Annotated in this window: 12 protein-coding genes and 1 riboswitch; of the genes, 8 read left to right on the top strand and 4 right to left on the bottom strand. The window is 69.9% G+C overall.

Annotated features, from left to right (window positions below):
• The first annotated feature begins 5 nt into the window (after positions 1-5).
• The 3 genes from ACLNGM_RS09110 to ACLNGM_RS09100 are packed head-to-tail and all read left to right on the top strand — an operon-like array spanning position 6 to position 5,085.
• Positions 6-410 (top strand): FixH family protein, encoded by a 405-nt coding sequence (locus tag ACLNGM_RS09110; RefSeq protein ID WP_416358054.1) that lies wholly within the window; start codon positions 6-8, stop codon positions 408-410.
• Positions 410-1,915 (top strand): efflux RND transporter periplasmic adaptor subunit, encoded by a 1,506-nt coding sequence (locus ACLNGM_RS09105; protein WP_416358053.1) that lies wholly within the window; start codon positions 410-412, stop codon positions 1,913-1,915. Before ACLNGM_RS09110 ends, ACLNGM_RS09105 begins: the two co-directional genes overlap by 1 nt.
• Entirely contained in the window at positions 1,912-5,085 is a 3,174-nt protein-coding gene (locus ACLNGM_RS09100; protein WP_416358052.1) for an efflux RND transporter permease subunit, read from the top strand. Before ACLNGM_RS09105 ends, ACLNGM_RS09100 begins: the two co-directional genes overlap by 4 nt.
• 131 nt (positions 5,086-5,216) lie before the next feature.
• Here ACLNGM_RS09100 and ACLNGM_RS09095 read toward each other — a convergent pair whose 3' ends face one another.
• Both ACLNGM_RS09095 and ACLNGM_RS09090 read right to left on the bottom strand, forming a co-directional pair.
• On the bottom strand, positions 5,217-7,169 hold the full coding sequence (locus ACLNGM_RS09095) for an AAA family ATPase (protein ID WP_416358051.1): 1,953 nt from the start codon (positions 7,167-7,169) through the stop codon (positions 5,217-5,219).
• Positions 7,170-7,551: 382 nt separating this feature from the next.
• The gene (locus ACLNGM_RS09090; RefSeq protein WP_416358050.1) at positions 7,552-8,208 is read right to left on the bottom strand and encodes a hypothetical protein; all 657 of its coding nucleotides are present in this window, start codon (positions 8,206-8,208) and stop codon (positions 7,552-7,554) included.
• A gap of 192 nt (positions 8,209-8,400) precedes the next feature.
• Here ACLNGM_RS09090 and ACLNGM_RS09085 point away from each other — a divergent pair, with 192 nt between their 5' ends.
• Positions 8,401-8,712 carry a helix-turn-helix domain-containing protein gene (locus ACLNGM_RS09085; RefSeq protein WP_055889399.1) on the top strand — a complete coding sequence of 104 codons (312 nt, stop codon included), beginning with the start codon at positions 8,401-8,403 and terminating at the stop codon, positions 8,710-8,712.
• Between the two features lie 817 nt (positions 8,713-9,529).
• On the opposite strand, the gene ACLNGM_RS09080 is transcribed toward ACLNGM_RS09085, so the two are convergent.
• Positions 9,530-10,162, bottom strand: coding sequence for a thiamine diphosphokinase (locus tag ACLNGM_RS09080; RefSeq protein WP_416358049.1), 633 nt, complete (start codon positions 10,160-10,162; stop codon positions 9,530-9,532).
• 98 nt (positions 10,163-10,260) lie between these two features.
• Positions 10,261-10,362: riboswitch (TPP riboswitch) on the top strand.
• Between the two features lie 49 nt (positions 10,363-10,411).
• Here ACLNGM_RS09080 and thiB point away from each other — a divergent pair.
• The 4 genes from thiB to ACLNGM_RS09060 all read left to right on the top strand — a co-directional run bounded on the left by thiB (position 10,412) and on the right by ACLNGM_RS09060 (position 15,458).
• Complete coding sequence (thiB, locus tag ACLNGM_RS09075) at positions 10,412-11,422, top strand: thiamine ABC transporter substrate binding subunit (RefSeq protein ID WP_416358048.1); 1,011 nt, start codon at positions 10,412-10,414, stop codon at positions 11,420-11,422.
• Positions 11,398-13,041, top strand: coding sequence for a thiamine/thiamine pyrophosphate ABC transporter permease (thiP, locus tag ACLNGM_RS09070; RefSeq protein WP_416358047.1), 1,644 nt, complete (start codon positions 11,398-11,400; stop codon positions 13,039-13,041). The genes thiB and thiP overlap by 25 nt, the downstream gene beginning before the upstream one ends.
• Positions 13,038-13,763, top strand: coding sequence for an ATP-binding cassette domain-containing protein (locus tag ACLNGM_RS09065; protein ID WP_416358046.1), 726 nt, complete (start codon positions 13,038-13,040; stop codon positions 13,761-13,763). The genes thiP and ACLNGM_RS09065 overlap by 4 nt, the downstream gene beginning before the upstream one ends.
• Before the next feature lie 195 nt (positions 13,764-13,958).
• Positions 13,959-15,458, top strand: a complete 1,500-nt coding sequence (locus ACLNGM_RS09060) for a M48 family metalloprotease (RefSeq protein ID WP_090966581.1) — start codon at positions 13,959-13,961, stop codon at positions 15,456-15,458.
• Between the two features lie 76 nt (positions 15,459-15,534).
• Here ACLNGM_RS09060 and ACLNGM_RS09055 read toward each other — a convergent pair whose 3' ends face one another.
• Complete coding sequence (locus tag ACLNGM_RS09055) at positions 15,535-16,401, bottom strand: RNA polymerase factor sigma-32 (RefSeq protein ID WP_055886390.1); 867 nt, start codon at positions 16,399-16,401, stop codon at positions 15,535-15,537.
• Positions 16,402-16,679 lie beyond the last annotated feature (278 nt).

Genomic DNA, 16,679 nt, shown 5'->3' with positions numbered 1-16,679 from the left:
AACAGATGAAGAAGACCAGCATGCGTGTCGCCGCGGCGGCCGTCGCGACCCTCCTGTGGCTCGGCGCCGGGACCTCCGCCATCGCGGCGATGACCGACTACGAGTTCCAGCTCGTCGACGCGAAGGTGAAGTCGGGGAAGGACGCCGTCGTGGCCGTGCGCCTCGTCGACCGGAGGACGGGAAAGACCGTTCCCGACGCCGTCGTCTTCGAGACCCGGGCCGACATGGCGCCGGACGGCATGGAGACCATGACGACGCCCATCGAGGCGCTCCCGTCGGACGAGCCCGGCGTCTACCGCTTCAGGGTCGCCCTCGTCATGGACGGCGGCTGGCGCATCTCGCTCGGGGCGAAGGTCCAGGGCGAGGAAGGCACCCTCAGGGACGAGGTCGTCCTCCAGGCGGCCGAGTGATGCGCACGGCCATTGTCGGCCTCGCCCTCGTCGCAGTCGCGGCGGGCGCCGGAGGCTACCAAGCGGGACAGGCCGGGCTGACGGTCGCCCGGCTCGGGGAGACGCTCGGCCTGTCGGGGACGCCGCCGGTCGCGGCCGAACGCGCGGAGGCGGCGGGGATGCCCGCCGCGGCGCCCGTCGGCCCGGCATCGCCGGAGCGCGTCCTCTACTGGCGCGATCCGGACGGCAAGCCGATCTACTCGGCCGCACCGAGGAAGACGGACGACGGGCGCGATTTCGTGCCCGTCCACGACGACGCGGCCGGGCCGGGCGCGGTGGCCGCGAAAGCCGGACCGGGCACGGCGGAAGGGGCGGCACCGGAGCGGAGCGACGCGGCCCCGGCCAAGCGGATCCTCTACTACCGCAACCCGATGGGCCTTCCCGACACCTCGCCGGTGCCGAAGAAGGACTCCATGGGGATGGACTACATCCCGGTCTACGACGGTCCGGAGCAGGAGGACGGCGTCGTCGCGATCACGCCCGGCCGCCTCCAGAGGACGGGCGTCCGGTCGGAGCCCGTGTCCCGCCGGGTCGTCGGCCGCCCCCTGCGCGTGCCGGGCGTCGTGAGGCTCGACGAGCGCATGGTCTCCGTCGTGACGACGCGCGCGGACGCCTTCGTCGAGGAGGTCGGCGACGTCACCACGGGTTCGGCCGTGCGGAAGGGACAGCCGCTGGTGCGCCTCTACTCGCCGGAGGTCGCCGCCGCCGGCGCCCAGTACGTAATCGAGCTGAGGAGCGGCGGCGCCGCGGGGTCGGGCGGCGCGGGCCTGAAGCTTCGCAACCTCGGCGTCCCGGAGGAGGAGATCCGCGGGATCGAGAGGACGGGCAAGGTCCCGACCTCCATGACGTGGACGGCGCCGCGCGACGGCATCGTCCTCGAGAGGTCCGCCGTCGACGGCATGATGACCGAGGCGGGGAACGTCCTCTTCCGCCTCGGAGACGTCTCGCGGATCTGGGTCGTCGCCGACGTGCCCGAGCGCGAGGTCGGAAACCTGCGGCTCGGCGCCGCCGCGCGGGTCACCTTCCGCGGCCTGCCGGGCCGGACGTTCGAGGGCCGGGTCGACCTCGTCTACCCGCAGGTCTCGCCCGAGACGCGGACGGTGAAGGTGCGCGTCGGGGTGGACAACCCGGACGGCCTCCTCCTTCCCGACATGTACGCCGACGTCGGGATCGACACCGGGGCCGGCGAGGCCGTGGTCGCCGTCCCGAACGACGCCGTCGTCGACACGGGATCGAGCCAGGTCATCATCCTCGACTTGGGCGGGGGCCGCTTCGAGCCGCGACCCGTGACGCTGGGCGTCCGCGGGACGGACGTGACGGAGATCGCGAAGGGCGTCCTCGAGGGCGACCGGGTGGTGACGGGGGCGAACTTCCTGATCGACGCGGAAAGCAACATCCGGGCGGCGCTGTCGGCCCTCGGCGCGCAGGGGCAGGCACTTATTCCGACGGCGGAGGCGAAGCCGTGATCGCCCGCATCATCGCCTGGTCGGCGAGGAACCTCGTCCTCGTCCTCGTCGGCACGCTGTTCGCCGTGGCGGGAGGCATCCACGCCTTGAGGACGCTGCCGCTCGACGCGATCCCCGACCTCTCCGACGTGCAGGTCATCGTCTATACCGAATACCCCGGCCAAGCGCCGCAGGTCGTCGAGGACCAGGTCACGTACCCGCTGACGACGGCGATGCTGACGGTCCCGAAGTCGAAGGTCGTGCGCGGCTTCTCGTTCTTCGGGGTGTCGTTCGTCTACGTCGTGTTCGAGGACGGCACCGACCCCTACTTCGCCCGCAGCCGCGTGCTCGAGTTCCTGAACGCGGCCGGGCGCCGGCTCCCGCCCGGCGTGACCCCGACGCTCGGGCCCGACGCGACGGGCGTCGGCTGGGTCTACCAATACGCGGTGGTGGCGAAGGACCGGACGCTCGCCGAGCTCCGGTCCCTCCAGGACTGGGTCGTGCGCTTCGCCGCCTCCGACGCGGACGGGGTGGCGGAGGTCGCGAGCGTCGGCGGCTTCGTGAAGCAGTATTCCGTCGTCGTCGACCCGAACCGCATGCGCAGCCAGGGCGTGACGCTCGACATGCTGAAGGAGGCGGTCGGCGCCAGCAACATGGACGTCGGCGGCCGGACGGTGGAGATGTCCGAGTTCGAGTACATGGTGCGCGGCAGGGGCTACCTGCGCGGCACGCAGGACATCGAAGACATCGTCCTCATGAGCCCCGGTGGCGTGCCCCTGCGGCTGTCGGACGTCGCGAGGGTGGAGACGACCGCCGACGAGCGCCGCGGCATCACGGAACTCGACGGCGAGGGCGAGGTCGCGAGCGGCATCGTCATGCAGCGCTTCGGCTCCAACGCACTCGACGTGATCGAGGACGTGAAGGCGAAGCTCTCCGCCATCCTGCCGAGCCTGCCCGTGGGGACGGAGATCGTCCCCGTCTACGACCGCTCGCAGCTCATCGGCCGCGCCATCGAGACCCTGAAGGGGACGCTCCTCGAGGAGAGCCTCATCGTCGCGCTCGTCTGCGTGGTGTTCCTCCTCCACCTCAGGAGCGCGCTCGTCGCCATCCTCATGCTGCCCGTCGGCATCCTGATGGCCTTCGGCGCGATGAAGCTGGCGGGGCTCGGCTCCAACATCATGAGCCTCGGCGGCATCGCCATCGCCGTCGGCGCGATGATCGACGCCGCCATCGTCATGATCGAGAACGCCCACAAGCACCTGGAGCGCGCGCCGCCCCGCAAGCCGAGGGTCGAGATCCTGGTCGAGGCCGCGAGCGAGGTCGGTCCCGCCTTGTTCTTCAGCCTCCTCGTGATCACCGTCTCCTTCCTGCCGATCTTCACGCTGGAGTCGCAGGAGGGCCGCCTGTTCGGTCCGCTCGCCTTCACCAAGACGTTCGCCATGGCGGCGGCCGCCTTCCTGTCGGTGACGCTCGTCCCGGCGCTGATGGTCGTCTTCGTGCGGGGACGCATCGTTCCCGAGCACCGCAACCCCGTGAACCGCTTCCTGGTCTGCGCCTACCGTCCGGTCATCGGCGCCGTCCTGCGGGCGAAGACCCTGACCATCCTCCTCGCCCTTGTCGCGCTCGGCGTGACGGTGTGGCCGGCGCGTCAGATCGGCTCGGAGTTCATGCCGAACCTCAACGAGGGGACGCTGATGTACATGCCGACGACGCTGCCCGGCCTGTCGGTGACCAAGGCCGCCGAACTCCTCCAGACGCAGGACCGCATCATCAAGTCGTTTCCCGAGGTCGCCTCGGTCTATGGCAAGGCCGGGCGCGCCCTCAGCGCGACGGATCCGGCGCCGACCGAGATGTTCGAGACGCTGATCAACCTGAAGCCGGAGGAGGAGTGGCGGCCGGGCGTGACGATCGACAGCCTCAAGGCGGAGATGGACGGGGCGCTCCAGTTCCCCGGCGTGTCGAACGCCTGGACGATGCCGATCCGGGCCCGCATCGACATGCTCTCGACGGGCATCCGCACGCCCGTCGGCGTGAAGGTGTTCGGCACGGACCTTGCGGGCATGGAAGCGGTCGCCAAGGACATCGAGCGGGTCCTCAAGGGCGTGCCCGGAACCTCGAGCGCCTACGCGGAACGCGTGGTCGGCGGCTACTTCCTCGACATCGTGCCGGACCGCGAGGCTCTCGGCCGGTACGGGCTGTCCGTCCGCGACGTCCAGGACACGATCGGCATGGCGCTCGGGGCGGAGACGGTGACGACGACCGTCGAGGGACGCGAACGCTACGCCGTCGTCGTCCGCTATCCCCGTGATCTCCGGTCCGACCCCGACGCCGTCGCGAGGGACGTGCAGGTCGCGCTCCCCGGCGGCGGGACGGTCCCGCTCGGCGAGGTCGCGAAGGTCGAGCTGACGAGGGGCGCGACCTCGATCCGGACGGAGAACGGGCAGCTCGCGATCTACGTCTTCGTCGACATCGCGGGTCGCGACCTCGGGGGCTACGTGGCCGAGGCGCAGGAGGCGGTGGCGCGGGAGGTGACGTTTCCGCCCGGCTACCACGTCGCCTGGAGCGGGCAGTACGAGTACCTCCAGCGCGCCGAGGCGAAGCTGAGGGTCGTCGTGCCCGTCACGCTGCTCCTGATCTTCCTCCTCCTCTACCTGAATTTCCGGTCGATGACGGAGACGCTGATCGTCATGCTGTCCCTGCCGTTCGCGGTGGTCGGCGGCGTGTGGTTGATGTGGTGGCTGGATTTCGACATGTCCGTCGCGGTGGCGGTCGGCTTCATCGCCCTGTCGGGCGTCGCGGCGGAGACGGGCGTGATCATGCTGATCTACCTCCAGCACGCCGTGGAGGAGGTCCGGCAGCGGCGCGTGGCCGAAGGCAGGCCGTTCGACCGCGGGGCGCTGCGGGAGGCCATCATGATCGGGGCGGTGGAGCGGGTGAGGCCCAAGATGATGACGGTGGTCGCGATCATGGCGGGCCTCCTCCCGATCCTCTGGAGCCACGGGGCGGGCTCCGAGCTGATGCAGAGGATCGCGGTGCCGATGATCGGTGGCATGGTCTCGTCGACAGTCCTTACGCTCGTGGTCATCCCGGCCGTGTTCGCGGTGGTGAAGGGATGGGGGTTGGAGGAGGCGGTGAAACGCGGTGGCGTGGCCGGGAGGCCGACCCCGGACATGGTCGCGCGGCGATCGTGAACCCGCCGCGGCACGGTATCGCCAAGCGGGAACGCCGCGACCCCATCGGAGGTCGCGGCGGCTCCGCCGTGCGGGTGCCGCGCCGGGAACGCCGCCCGCCCGGCTCGATGCCGGGAAGCGCGGAAGTCCCGTCAGGGCAGGTCGACGACCGACCGCTCCGCCAAGGCCCTGGACAGGTCCTCGACCTCTTCGCGCCTCCGCTCGACGATCGACCTCGCCTCCCGGTGGCACCGCTCGAGCACGCGCTCGACGCGGTCCCTGAGCGCCGGGTTGCCGCCTGCGGCGGCGACGGCCTTCGAGAGGGCGCCCGCGGGAACGGAATGGAGACCTTCCCCGAGGCCCAGCGAGAACTCGATCGACTCGGCGAGCCGCGTCGCCCGCACGAGGTCGGCCTCGGGAGTGCCGCCGGAGCCGCTGCCGCGGGACCCTAGCAGCACCTCTTCGGCGGCCATGCCGGCCAACAGCACCGACACCTGCGCCTCCACGTTCTCGCGTGCGTGGTCGTGCCCCTCGACCACGCGGAAGTCCGTGCGGTTCGCGTCGGCATGCCGGATGCGGCGGCGTACCGCGACCCTTGTCGGCGTCAGCCCCGAGACCGCGGCGAGCTCCAGCCCGGCCACGGCGTGCCCCGCCTCGTGGACGCACAGGCGGCGGAAGGCGGCGTCCGACAGCAGCGTCCCCTCGGGAAGGGCGTTCCAGAGGTCGGCGGCGACCAGGGCACGCCCGTCCCGTCGGGCGGAGCCGCGTGCCTCGCGGACGACCTGCGCCAACGCGGCGCCCGAGGCCTCGCCGATCTCGTCCGCGAGGGCCAGTAGGTCCATGCCCGGCAGGTCGCCGCGCAGGTGGTGGCGAAGGATCCCGGCGCGCCCGTCCCGGTCGGGAAGCGCGACCTCGATCAGGCGGCCGAGCCGTCCCGGCCGCAGCACCGCCGCGTCGATCGCGTCCCTGTTGTTCGTGGCGCCCACCACGACGACCCCGGGGCGTGCCGTCGCGCCGTCCAGGCACTCGAGGAGACCGTTGACGACCTGGCGTTGGTAGGAGGCATGGTCGCCGAGTTGCTCGTCGCGGCTCCCGACGGAGTCGAGCTCGTCCAAGAACAAGATGGAGGGCGCGGTCTTCCGCGCCTCCTCGAACGCCGAGCGCATGGCCTTGAGGAGGTCTCCCAAATGGCCTCGGGACTGCCAGGAGGCGAAGGAATGGGCGTGGAGCGGCACCCCGCAGGATCCCGCCAGCGCACGGGCGAACAAGGTCTTGCCCGTTCCCGGCGGCCCGTGTAGGAGGGCGCCCGCCTCGACGTCGGCCCACGGCAGCGTGCCCGCGCGGTACCGGACGAGGTCGTTTGCGAGGGCTTGCCCCCAGCGTCGCGCCTCGCCCATGCCCGGCAGGTCGTCCAGGCGTTCGGGCCTCGCATCCCCGGCCAGCGAGGCTTTCCGGTCCGCCCTTGCGGCTCCCCCTTCCTTCTCCTTTTTCGGGTTCCGCTTCCCGTCCTCCTCCACGAAGGAATGCCGCCCGAGGCGGCCGGCGACCGACCACATCCGGTCGCGGGACATGCCCGGCCGCAGGAGGAGGTTCAGGTACGCCAGCGGCAGGCGCGCGAGCCGGGCCATGAGCGCGTCGTCGGGGAGGAACCCGGCGAGTTCGGCGACGAAATCCCGGATCGCCCCCTCGCGCTTTGCAAGCGGGAGCATCGCGTCCGCCACCGCCGAGACGACCGGGGGCACGGCCGACCTTGCCCGGCAGAGGACGACCATCGGCCGGGTGCTGGTGCTCGCCTCGAGCAGGAGCCGCTCGACATGGTTCGGGCGGAGGCTCTTCGGATCTGTCCAGTCCAGGACCATCGCGTCGAGCGCGAACGCGTCGTCCGGCGTTCCCCCGGTGATGTCCTGGGCCGCTTGGTGGATTGTGACCGCGTCCGCCGGGCGGACGCCGTGGATGACGACGACGCATGCCCTCCCTTCGAGGAGACGGGTGAAGCCCGCAGTCTCGACGGTTTCGCGAAGGAGGTGGTCCGCGATCCGCGCGGAGGGAACGAGGCGTCTTGCGAAGTACCCCGCGTCGGGGTCGAGGCGGAGACGGCGGTTCACGACGACGCCCTCCCCGAGGGCGACGGTGGCGCCGACCGGCGAAACCGTCCGCAGGTCACCGCACGGTCGCGCGGTCGCGCGATACCGTGGTTGGCGGGCGGGGCGTGGCTGGCCTCGGGATGGGGTTCGAACGGCCAAGGGCCGCTGGCAGAAATGGCAGGCATTCAAAGGACCCTGGATGCGGCCGCCGTTTTGACGGCCTCGGACTGACGGTTCGCGAGGGATCAGTCAAAGGGGCCTATGGGGCGTCCGGGCCCGGTCACGGACGGGCCCGTCACGCACGTGGCGGCACGCGGCCATGCGTGCCGTGCCGTCCTTGCGCGTAGACGGGCGCGAGCCGGCCACTCGCCGCCGCGGGAGGTTCCCCGTCCGGATCGCATGCTCACTCGAGCTCCGGCAGGTGGCGGGAGACCTTCAGCCGGAACTCGTCGGCGAACGCGTCAACGCGGTCCCTCGTCGAGGCCATCTCGCTGATCGACCACGGAAGCCGCCGCAATGGCCCGAGGCGTGACGAGCCGAACGCCGCCCAGGCCGCCGCCTGCCACACCAGTTCCGTGCCGTCCCCCTCCCGGTGCCAGTCCTGCACGTAGGCCAGGAGGGCCGCCTCGCCCGCGACCGCCAGCGCCGCGTCCGCGTCGCCGAGAAGGGCCGCGTAGATCACGCAGCGCAGGCGCAACGTCCCGTCGGGGTCCGACTGCGGCGGGATGCGGCATGCCCGCAGGACCGAGAGGACCGCGGCCCCGTCGATCCCGCCGCCCGGTGCGGCTCGGCGTGCGGCTTCCGACAGGGCGCGGAGGGACGCGGCGGCCTCGCGGTCCAGCGATTCCGCGGGCACGGAGCCCACGAATCCTTGGATGTCGGTCCGGATGTCGCCGCCCAGCGGCGGATGCCCGCGCAGGAGCTGGTCGGCGGAAGGGAGGATCGAGCCGGACGCGGCAGCTCCGCGCCGCTCCCTGTCCGCCGCGCGGGCGGCCGCGCGGTCGCGGCGGGCCTGCGCCATGCCGAGGATCTCGTCGAGGGCGGGCGGTACGGATGGCACGTCGCGAACTCCCGTCTCGGCGCGGCAGGGCCGCCGGCCCGGTGGTGGCCCGCGAATCACCCTGGCATGGGTCGGCGGCGATTCCTTACGACGGCGCGCGCTTCGGTGCAACTGAATGCCCTCATGGGATACCCGAGTGCACTATTATCGTAATTGTTGACAAGAGCGTCCCGTGAGCGATCCTCCGCCGCGATGCCCGTCGATCCCAACCTCCTGCGAGCCGCCCGGCTGCTGGCCGACCTGTCCCTCGAGGACCTTGCCGAAAAGGCCAAGGTCGCCCGCCGCTCGCTGCTGAACATGGAGGCGGGAAAGGGGGACTGCATGCTGTCGACCATGGAGAACGTGAAGCAGGCCCTGGAGGCCGCGGGCGTCGTCTTCATCGGCGAGACCGAGTTCCACGGCCCCGGCCTGCGCGTCACGCGGGACGTCGCGGCGGGCTGGACGCGGACGCGCTCGGCGCAGGCGCGGAGCCGCAAGAAGAAGAAGGTCGAGGCTCCCGGCTGAGGCTCGGCCGCACGCCGTCGCGCATCGTGCGGGAGGTCGCGGGCTGATGCCGCGGGAACGTCGGCACCCCCGGCGGACCGTCGGGTGGCATGGCGCGGGCACAGGCGACGCGTCGGCAACCCATGCTTGGCGACGGCGTGCCGAACCAGCTTCGGAATGACTTCGCGAGAAGGCGCGGGCGTCCGCGCCGGCGCGCGGGCCCAACCTATGGCTCGGATCGAAGGAGATGGTGTCTGCGGCGGGATTCGAACCCACGACCCCAGGATTCATACCACTTCGACTTTCGCCGCCGCCTCACGGCGTTCGTGGTCTGGACTGTCCCTTCACCGTGGACCGAAGCCTTTAGGTGCTGCCCTACCAGTCTCTACACCTTCCGGATCGCTCCGGCTTGGCTCGGGATCGGCACCTCGCGAGCGCGAGAAGCGTTCCCCGACTTTGAGCAGATCCGACGCGAACTTTCGAAGCGCGCCGCCCAATTTGATACCAGGAATCCTGTGCTCTATCCTGCTGAGCTACGCAGACGAAAACGACGACGACCGCTGGTGGGCGCCCCGTCTGTCATCGCAGGACCGTACCGCATCGAATGCCCTGACACAAGCGATCACGTCCGAGGTGTGAGGGGACTGGTCTGCGGACGCCTTGCGTTGTGACGAGCGACGAACGGTCGTCGGTAACTTTACCACCCTCGAAAGCCATTGAAAGCAGCGACTGGTAAGCTGGTCACCTATGGAACTTGCTCTATCCTGCTGAGCTATGAGACCGACCGGGACGAAGCTTATACGAACGGTCCGCCGAGGGCCAGCCTTGCCGCAAGACGTCAGCGCCGCGCGGGATCGGCCTGCAGCAGGAAAACGGCTCGCCCATCTGCGAGGTCGATCGTCACCTCCCGGCCAATCGCCTCGTTGCTCTGTGTCAGGATCGACGAGAACGCGATATCGGCGCGATCCAGCGGGAAGCGTGCGCCTTCGATCGTCAGGCCGCGAAGGTCGGAGAACTTGAGGATCGAGAACTGCGCGCCGGGCTCGGACGCGAAGGCCTGTCGCCCTGCCGCGAGGGGAAAGGCCCATTCGCGGCCGTCGAACATCGTCACGGGGCGCCCCGCCGCGCTTTCGCGCAGGGCCACGACAAGATGCGAGAAGACATGATCCGTTCGCCCGCCGAAGGCACCGACGAGAAGCACGGAGCTGGCGCCCCGCTCGAAGGCCTCGGAGATCGCGATCTCGCCGTCGGTCCGATCCTTGTCGCGCGGCCATTCGTGGCGCGGCACGTCGACGGGGTCTTCGCCCTCGTGCGAGTCGAAATCGCCGACCCAGAGTTCCGGGCTGAGCGCCAGGGTCGCGGCATGCGCGATGCCGGCATCGGCCGCGATCGTACGCGTACCGCGCACCTCGGCCAGAAGGCGCGCCGACGCGTGGATCGGACCGGCGAGAAGGATCGTGAAGCGGCTCATCGCGCCAGCGCATAGCGTATTGCCGCGCGGCTGGGGAGAGTTGCACGTCGCGGGCCACCAACCCCTTGCTCTCCCGGCGTGATCCGGGCAACGTTGTGGCCGCTCACACGGGGTGCCCTTGCCGGGGCTGAGAGGCTGTCCGCCAACCCGCTGAACCTGATCCGGCTCGTACCGGCGGAGGGATGGGGGGCTTCCGCGGCAGGTGGTCGAGGGAGCGCGCATCGAACTCCGGCAAGAGGAGTTCCATTCATGCGCCTGGCCCTTTCCGCGTTCTGCGCCGCCGCCGCCGTCCTGCCGTCGATCGCTCTTGCGCAAGACGCCGACCGGCCGGTGCTCACCGTCTACACCTACGAGAGCTTCACGCCGGACTGGGGGCCGGGCCCGCGCATCGAGAAGGCGTTCGAGGCGCAGTGCGGCTGCGATCTCCGCTTCGTCGGCCTTGAGGACGGCGTCGCCATCCTCAACCGGCTGAAGCTCGAAGGCGAGGGCACGCAGGCCGACGTGGCGCTCGGGATGACCGCCGAGCTCGTGCCCGAACTGAAGGCGACGGGCTTGTTCGCTTCGTCCGGCGTCGACCTTAAGCCGCTGACGATCCCCGGTGGCTTTTCCGACGATACGTTCGTGCCCTTCGACTATTCCTATCTCGCCTTCGTCTACGATTCCGAGAGCATCGCCGACCCGCCGAAGAGCCTTGCCGAACTTGTTTCCGGCGATCCCGACCAGAAGATCGCGATCCAGGATGCGCGCACCTCGACGCCGGGCCTTGGCCTGCTCCTCTGGATGAAGGCGGTCTTCGGCGACCAGGCGGAGGCGAAGTGGGCCGAGCTGTCCCGCCGCGTCCTCACCGTGACGCCCGGCTGGAGCGAGGCCTACGGCCTCTTCACCAAGGGCGAGGTGCCGATCGTCCTGTCCTATACGACCTCGCCGGCCTACCACCAGATCGAGGAGGGAACGGACCGGTACAAGGCCGCCGCCTTCTCGGAAGGGCACTACCTCCAAGTGGAACTTGCGGGGATGCTGCGGACCTCGCGCCAGCCCGAGCTCGCGCGCCGCTTCCTCGCCTTCATGCTGACGCCGGAGTTCCAGTCGATCATCCCGACCGGTAACTGGTCGCTGCCCGCCGCCCCGACCGGCGAGCCGCTTCCCGCCGCCTTCGACACCCTCGTCCAGCCGTCGCGTCCGCTGGAGATTCCGGCTGCCGACGTCGCCACCCATCGCGCCGAATGGACGGCGGAATGGCTGCGGGGTCTCGGGCGCTGAGGACGGGCGAACGACCGGGCGCGCGCATCGGGGACGATGCCCGGCGCCGGCGCCGGGCCGGGATGCTGGCGGCCGCTTTCGTGCTCGGCTTCTGCCTCCTGCCCCTCGCATTCCTGCCGCTCTTCGCCGGCATCCCGCCGGCCTCGCCCGTCGCTCTTCTCGCCGATCCCTATCTGCGCACGGTCCTCGGCTTCACGCTTCTGCAGGCCGTCCTGTCGACCCTCCTCTCGGTCGCGTTCGGGGTGCCCCTAGCGCTGGCGCTTGATCGCCTCCGCTTCCCCGGCCGTGCCCTGCTCCTGCGCCTCTTCTTCCTCCCGCAGGCGCTGCCCGTCCTGGTCGGCGCGCTCGGGCTCATCACCGTGTTCGGCCGAAACGGGGTCGTCGCCGACGCCTTCGTGCTCGCGGGCCTCCCGCGCCCCTCGATCTACGGCCTCACCGGCATCCTCGTCGCGCACGTCTTCTTCAACATGCCGCTCGTCGCCCGGCTGACCCTGGGCGGCCTCTCCGGCGTGCCGGCGGAAAGCTGGAAGATCGCCGGGCAGCTGTCGCTGTCGCGCTGGGCGACATTCCGCATCGTCGAATGGCCGGTGGTCCGGCGCACGCTCGGTCCCGCCGCTGGCCTCGTGTTCATGCTGTGCGTCACGAGCTTTACGCTCGTGCTCGTGCTGGGCGGCGGGCCGGGTGCGACGACGCTCGAGGTCGCGATCTACCAGTCGCTGCGCTACGACTTCGATCCGGCGCGCGCCCTCACGCTGTCGCTCGTCCAGGTCGGGCTGGTAGCGCTGCTCCTCCTGCCGACGACGGGCTGGACCGGTGGCGTGGACGCAGGGTTCGGCCTCGCGCAGGCCAGTCGACGCTTCGATCGCCGGTCGGTGCCGGCCTTCGCCTGGGACGCCACAGTGGTCGCGACGGCAACCGCGTTTCTTCTCGCGCCACTTCTCGCGATCCTCGTGGCGGGCCTGCAGGCCGATCTCCCGCGGATCGTCGCCGATCCGGCGTTTCTTGCCGCGCTTTCGCGCAGCCTTGCCATCGCGGTCGCAGCCTCGATTCTCGGACTGGTCCTTTCCGCGGCCCTCGCATTCGGCACCAGCGGCGCGGGTCGCGGCGGTGGCATCCTCCTGTCGCTATCCAGCAGCCTCGTCCTGGTCGTGCCGCCGATCGTCGTCGGCGCCGGCTGGTTCCTCACTTTGCGCGAAATCGGCGACGTCGCCCGGTTCGCGCCGGCCATCGTCGTGATCGGCAACGCGATCCTCGTCGTGCCCTATGCGACACGCATCCTCGCTCCCGAAGTCGCCGCGGTCGCGCGACGGCATGGCCGCCTCGCCGATCATCTCGGCCTCAGAGGCTTCGCCCGGCTGCGGCATGTCGAATGGCCGGCGCTGCGCCGTCCGCTGGCGCTCGCCGGCGCCTTCGGCATGGCGGTTTCGCTCGGCGATCTCGGGGTGGTCGCCCTCTTCGGCAATTCCGACCTCGTCACCCTCCCCTATCTCCTGCTCCAGCGCATGGGCAGCTATCGCTCGACCGATGCGGAAGGTATCGCGCTTCTTCTGGCGCTCCTGTGCCTCGGACTGATTCTCCTCGCCGAGCGCGGTCTCGGCGGCCGAAAGACACCCGAATGAACGCCATCGAACTCGACGCCGTCACCTTCGCGCACGAGACGAGCGGGATGCGCTTCGACCTCAACGTCGCGCCGGGCGAGTGGTTGGCGGTGATCGGTCCGTCGGGCGCGGGGAAATCGACCCTGCTCGACATCCTCACCGGTTTCCTGAAGCCCGAATCCGGCACGGTACGTCTCGAAGGGCGCGATGTGACGGACCGCTCGCCGGCCGAGCGTCCGATCAGCGTGGTGTTCCAGGACGACAACCTCTTCCCGCACCTGTCGGCCGAGCGAAACGTCGCGCTCGGCATCAGCCCGACCTGGCGGCTGCCCGAAGCCGCCCTCGCCCGGGCGCGCGATGCGCTGGCCCGCGTCGGGCTCGGTGCCCTCGCCGGGCGGTTGCCGGGCGAACTGTCCGGCGGCGAGCGCCAGCGCGTGGCGCTGGCCCGCGCGTTCCTGCGCGAGCGACCGATCCTTGCGCTGGACGAACCCTTCGCAGCCCTCGGGCCGGCTCTGCGCAAGGAGATGCTGGACCTCATCGATTGCCTGCGGGTCGAGGCCCCGCGGCCGCCCGCGATCGTCATGGTCACGCATCATCCGGGCGACGCGCTCGGACACGCCGACCGTTTGGCGTTTCTGGAGGCGGGACGGATCGTCCTCAGCGGCACGCCGGACGAGGTCCTTTCGGGGCGCCATCCCCGCGTTGCCGCCTATCTCGGCGCGACGCGCGGATCCGAACCCTAATTTGGTCCCTTTCCTCTCTCATGGGGCAGCGTGCGGGCGAGGCGTTTCATGGCATCCTGTGACGCGCCGGCCCTTCCACGGCTCGGCCCTGATCGGCTAGACCGGAAGACGATCCGGACGGATCGGCATGTGTGGGGACATTCTGGAATGCGACAACGGGCGCGGCCAGCGGGAACGGAGCGGGCGAGGAACGGCATGGGCCGGGCCCTGCGCACAGGTTTCGCACTGCCCTTCGCGCTGTGGCTGGCTGGCTGCACCACGCTGACCGGCGGCTTGGAGGACGTGGCGAGCGGCGCGGGCACGGAATCGAGCCTCGTCGCCCCGGTCAACCGCGCGCCGGTGTCGTTCGAGGCGGTGCAGTCGAACGATCCCCAGTCGCCCATCGGCAAGTCGCAGCACCCGCGCATCCTCGCGGCCTATGGCGGCGCCTATTCCGACCCGAAGCTCGAGCGCATGCTGGCCGGCATCGTCGGCAAGCTGAATGCCGTGTCGAGCGATCCCGGCCGCGCCTATTCGATCACGGTCCTCAATTCGCCCAACATCAACGCCTTCGCCCTGCCCGGCGGCTACCTCTATGTGACCCGCGGCCTTCTGGCGCTCGCCAACGATTCGGCCGAGGTCGCGGCGGTGCTCGCCCATGAGATGGGTCACGTGAAGGCGAACCACGGCATCGAGCGTCAGCAGCGCGAGGAGGCTGCCGAGCTTGCGGGCCGCGTGGTGACCGAGGTTCTGGCGACCGACACGACGGCTGCGCGCGCGGCACTGGCACGCGGCCGGCTGAACCTCGCCAGCTTCTCGCGTAATCAGGAACTGCAGGCCGATGCGATGGGGATCAAGCAGACCGGCGACGCCGGCTATGATCCCTATGCCGCCGCGCGCTTCCTGAAGGCGATGGACTCGTTTTCCTCGTTCCGCAACGCGTTCCAGGCCAGCAACCCGAACCTCGACTTCCTCGCCTCGCACCCCGCCGCGCCCCAGCGCGTCGAACTCGCGCGCCGCCATGCCAGCGCGTTCGGCCCCCCCGGCACCGGCGTCACCGACCGCGACCGCTATCTCGCCGGGATCGACGGCATGCTGTTCGGCGACACCGCGTCGGAAGGCTACGTGCGCGGACGGACCTTCTACCATCCGGGCCTTGGCATCACCTTCGGCGTGCCGGACGGTTTCGTGATCGACAACACGGCCGAGGCGGTGCTGGCGACCGGTCCCGGCGACACGGCGATCCGCTTCGACGGCGTCGCCCTGCCGCCCTCGACGACGCTTGCGGACTACATCCAGAGCGGTTGGGTCGGCGGTCTCGACGCCTCGACGATCCGGCCGATCCGCATCGGCGATCTCGAAGCCGTCTCGGCACAGGCGGTCGGCGGGTCCTACGTCTTCAACGTCACGGTCATCCGCGTCGGGAGCCAGGTCTACCGGTTCCTGACAGCGCTCCCGGCGGACGCCGCCGCGCGCCTTCCGCAGATCGCCGACAGCGTCGCCGGGTCGTTCCGCGTGCTGCGGCCGGAAGAGCGCGAGCAGTTGAAGCCGCTGCGCGTTCGCATCGTCACCGCGCGAGCCGGCGACACCGAACGCTCGATCGCCGACCGCATCCAGGGCGTCGATCGCAAGGTCGAGATGTTCCGTCTCCTGAACGACCTAGAAGACGGGTCGGGTGTGCGCACAGGCGAGCGCTACAAGATCATCGCGGAATAGGCCGAAGCGTCTCCGGAAACGAAGAAGGCCGCCCTCGAGGGCGGCCTTCTTCGTTTTCACGGACTTTCAGTGAGGGTCAGGCGATGAACGCCGCCTCGTCCGGGTTGGCCTGGAGAAGCGCCACGCGCAGCTTTTCCATGGCACGCGTCTCGATCTGGCGCACGCGCTCCTTGGAGATGCCGAGCTTCGAGCCCAGCGCTTCCAGCGTCGCGCCATCGTCCTGCAGACGGCGCTCGCGGATGATCTTGAGCTCGCGCTCAGACAGGACGCCGAGCGCCGAACGAAGCCAGATCACGCGACGCTCGTCATCGATCGAGGCGGACACCATCTCGTCCGGCAGCGGATCGTTCGAAACCAGGAAGTCCTGGCGGTCGGCGGAGCCCGATTCGTCTTCCATCAGGGGTGCGTTGAGCGAGCTGTCGGGGCCCGAGAGGCGCGAGTCCATCAGCGCCACGTCGCCTTCCGACACCTTCAGCGCCGTCGCGATCTCGCGATACATCTCGGTGCTCGAAATCTTCTCGGTTCCCTGGTTCAGGCGCGCACGAAGACGACGGAGGTTGAAGAATAGGGCTTTTTGCGCCGACGACGTGCCGCCGCGCACGATCGACCAGTTGCGCAGGATATAGTCCTGGATGGAGGCGCGGATCCACCACGTCGCATAGGTCGAGAAGCGCACCTCGCGCTCCGGCTCGAAGCGGGCCGCAGCTTCCAGAAGACCAACATGGCCTTCCTGAATCAGGTCGTTCATGGCGAGGCCGAAATGGCGGAATTTCGACGCCATCGAGATGACGAGACGCATGTGCGCCGAGGTGATCTTGTGAAGGGCAGCCTGGTCCTGATGCTCCTTCCAACGCACCGCCAGTTCGTATTCCTCTTCCCGCTGCAGATAGGGGGCGGCCATGGCGGCTTGGATGAGGTGACGACGCGTCGATTGGGATTTCATGGGCCCGGACCTTCCATGTCACGCTGGAAACGCGATGAACTCGGCGCGTCGTGCCCCTTGGGACACTGCGCTATTAGTCTGGAAACGGGCGGCGTCGCGGAACGTTCCCGGTAGGGGAAAGTTTTTTTCGCGAAATAGCGGGGTGCGGCAAAGAGGGAAGGGCCGGCGGAAAAAAGCGAGGAATCGGCGGGAGATAGGTCTCGACCGCTTGATCTTCTCTAGCACTGCCGCAGCGTAAAGAAAAGCCGGCCGCTGGTGTCAGCGGCCGGCCCGAATGT

This window comes from Aureimonas phyllosphaerae (assembly GCF_047943035.1).
Classification (GTDB): Bacteria; Pseudomonadota; Alphaproteobacteria; order Rhizobiales; family Rhizobiaceae; genus Aureimonas; species Aureimonas phyllosphaerae.
This window is presented reverse-complemented; position numbering and strand designations above follow the sequence as displayed.

Coding starts and splice junctions, on each gene's coding strand:
- ACLNGM_RS09110 (WP_416358054.1), top strand. CDS start 6: ATGAAGAAGACCAGCATGCGTGTCGCCGCGGCGGCCGTCGCGACCCTC.
- ACLNGM_RS09105 (WP_416358053.1), top strand. CDS start 410: ATGCGCACGGCCATTGTCGGCCTCGCCCTCGTCGCAGTCGCGGCGGGC.
- ACLNGM_RS09085 (WP_055889399.1), top strand. CDS start 8,401: ATGCCCGTCGATCCCAACCTCCTGCGAGCCGCCCGGCTGCTGGCCGAC.
- ACLNGM_RS09080 (WP_416358049.1), bottom strand. CDS start 10,162: ATGAGCCGCTTCACGATCCTTCTCGCCGGTCCGATCCACGCGTCGGCG.
- thiB (WP_416358048.1), top strand. CDS start 10,412: ATGCGCCTGGCCCTTTCCGCGTTCTGCGCCGCCGCCGCCGTCCTGCCG.
- thiP (WP_416358047.1), top strand. CDS start 11,398: ATGGCTGCGGGGTCTCGGGCGCTGAGGACGGGCGAACGACCGGGCGCG.
- ACLNGM_RS09065 (WP_416358046.1), top strand. CDS start 13,038: ATGAACGCCATCGAACTCGACGCCGTCACCTTCGCGCACGAGACGAGC.
- ACLNGM_RS09060 (WP_090966581.1), top strand. CDS start 13,959: ATGGGCCGGGCCCTGCGCACAGGTTTCGCACTGCCCTTCGCGCTGTGG.
- ACLNGM_RS09055 (WP_055886390.1), bottom strand. CDS start 16,401: ATGAAATCCCAATCGACGCGTCGTCACCTCATCCAAGCCGCCATGGCC.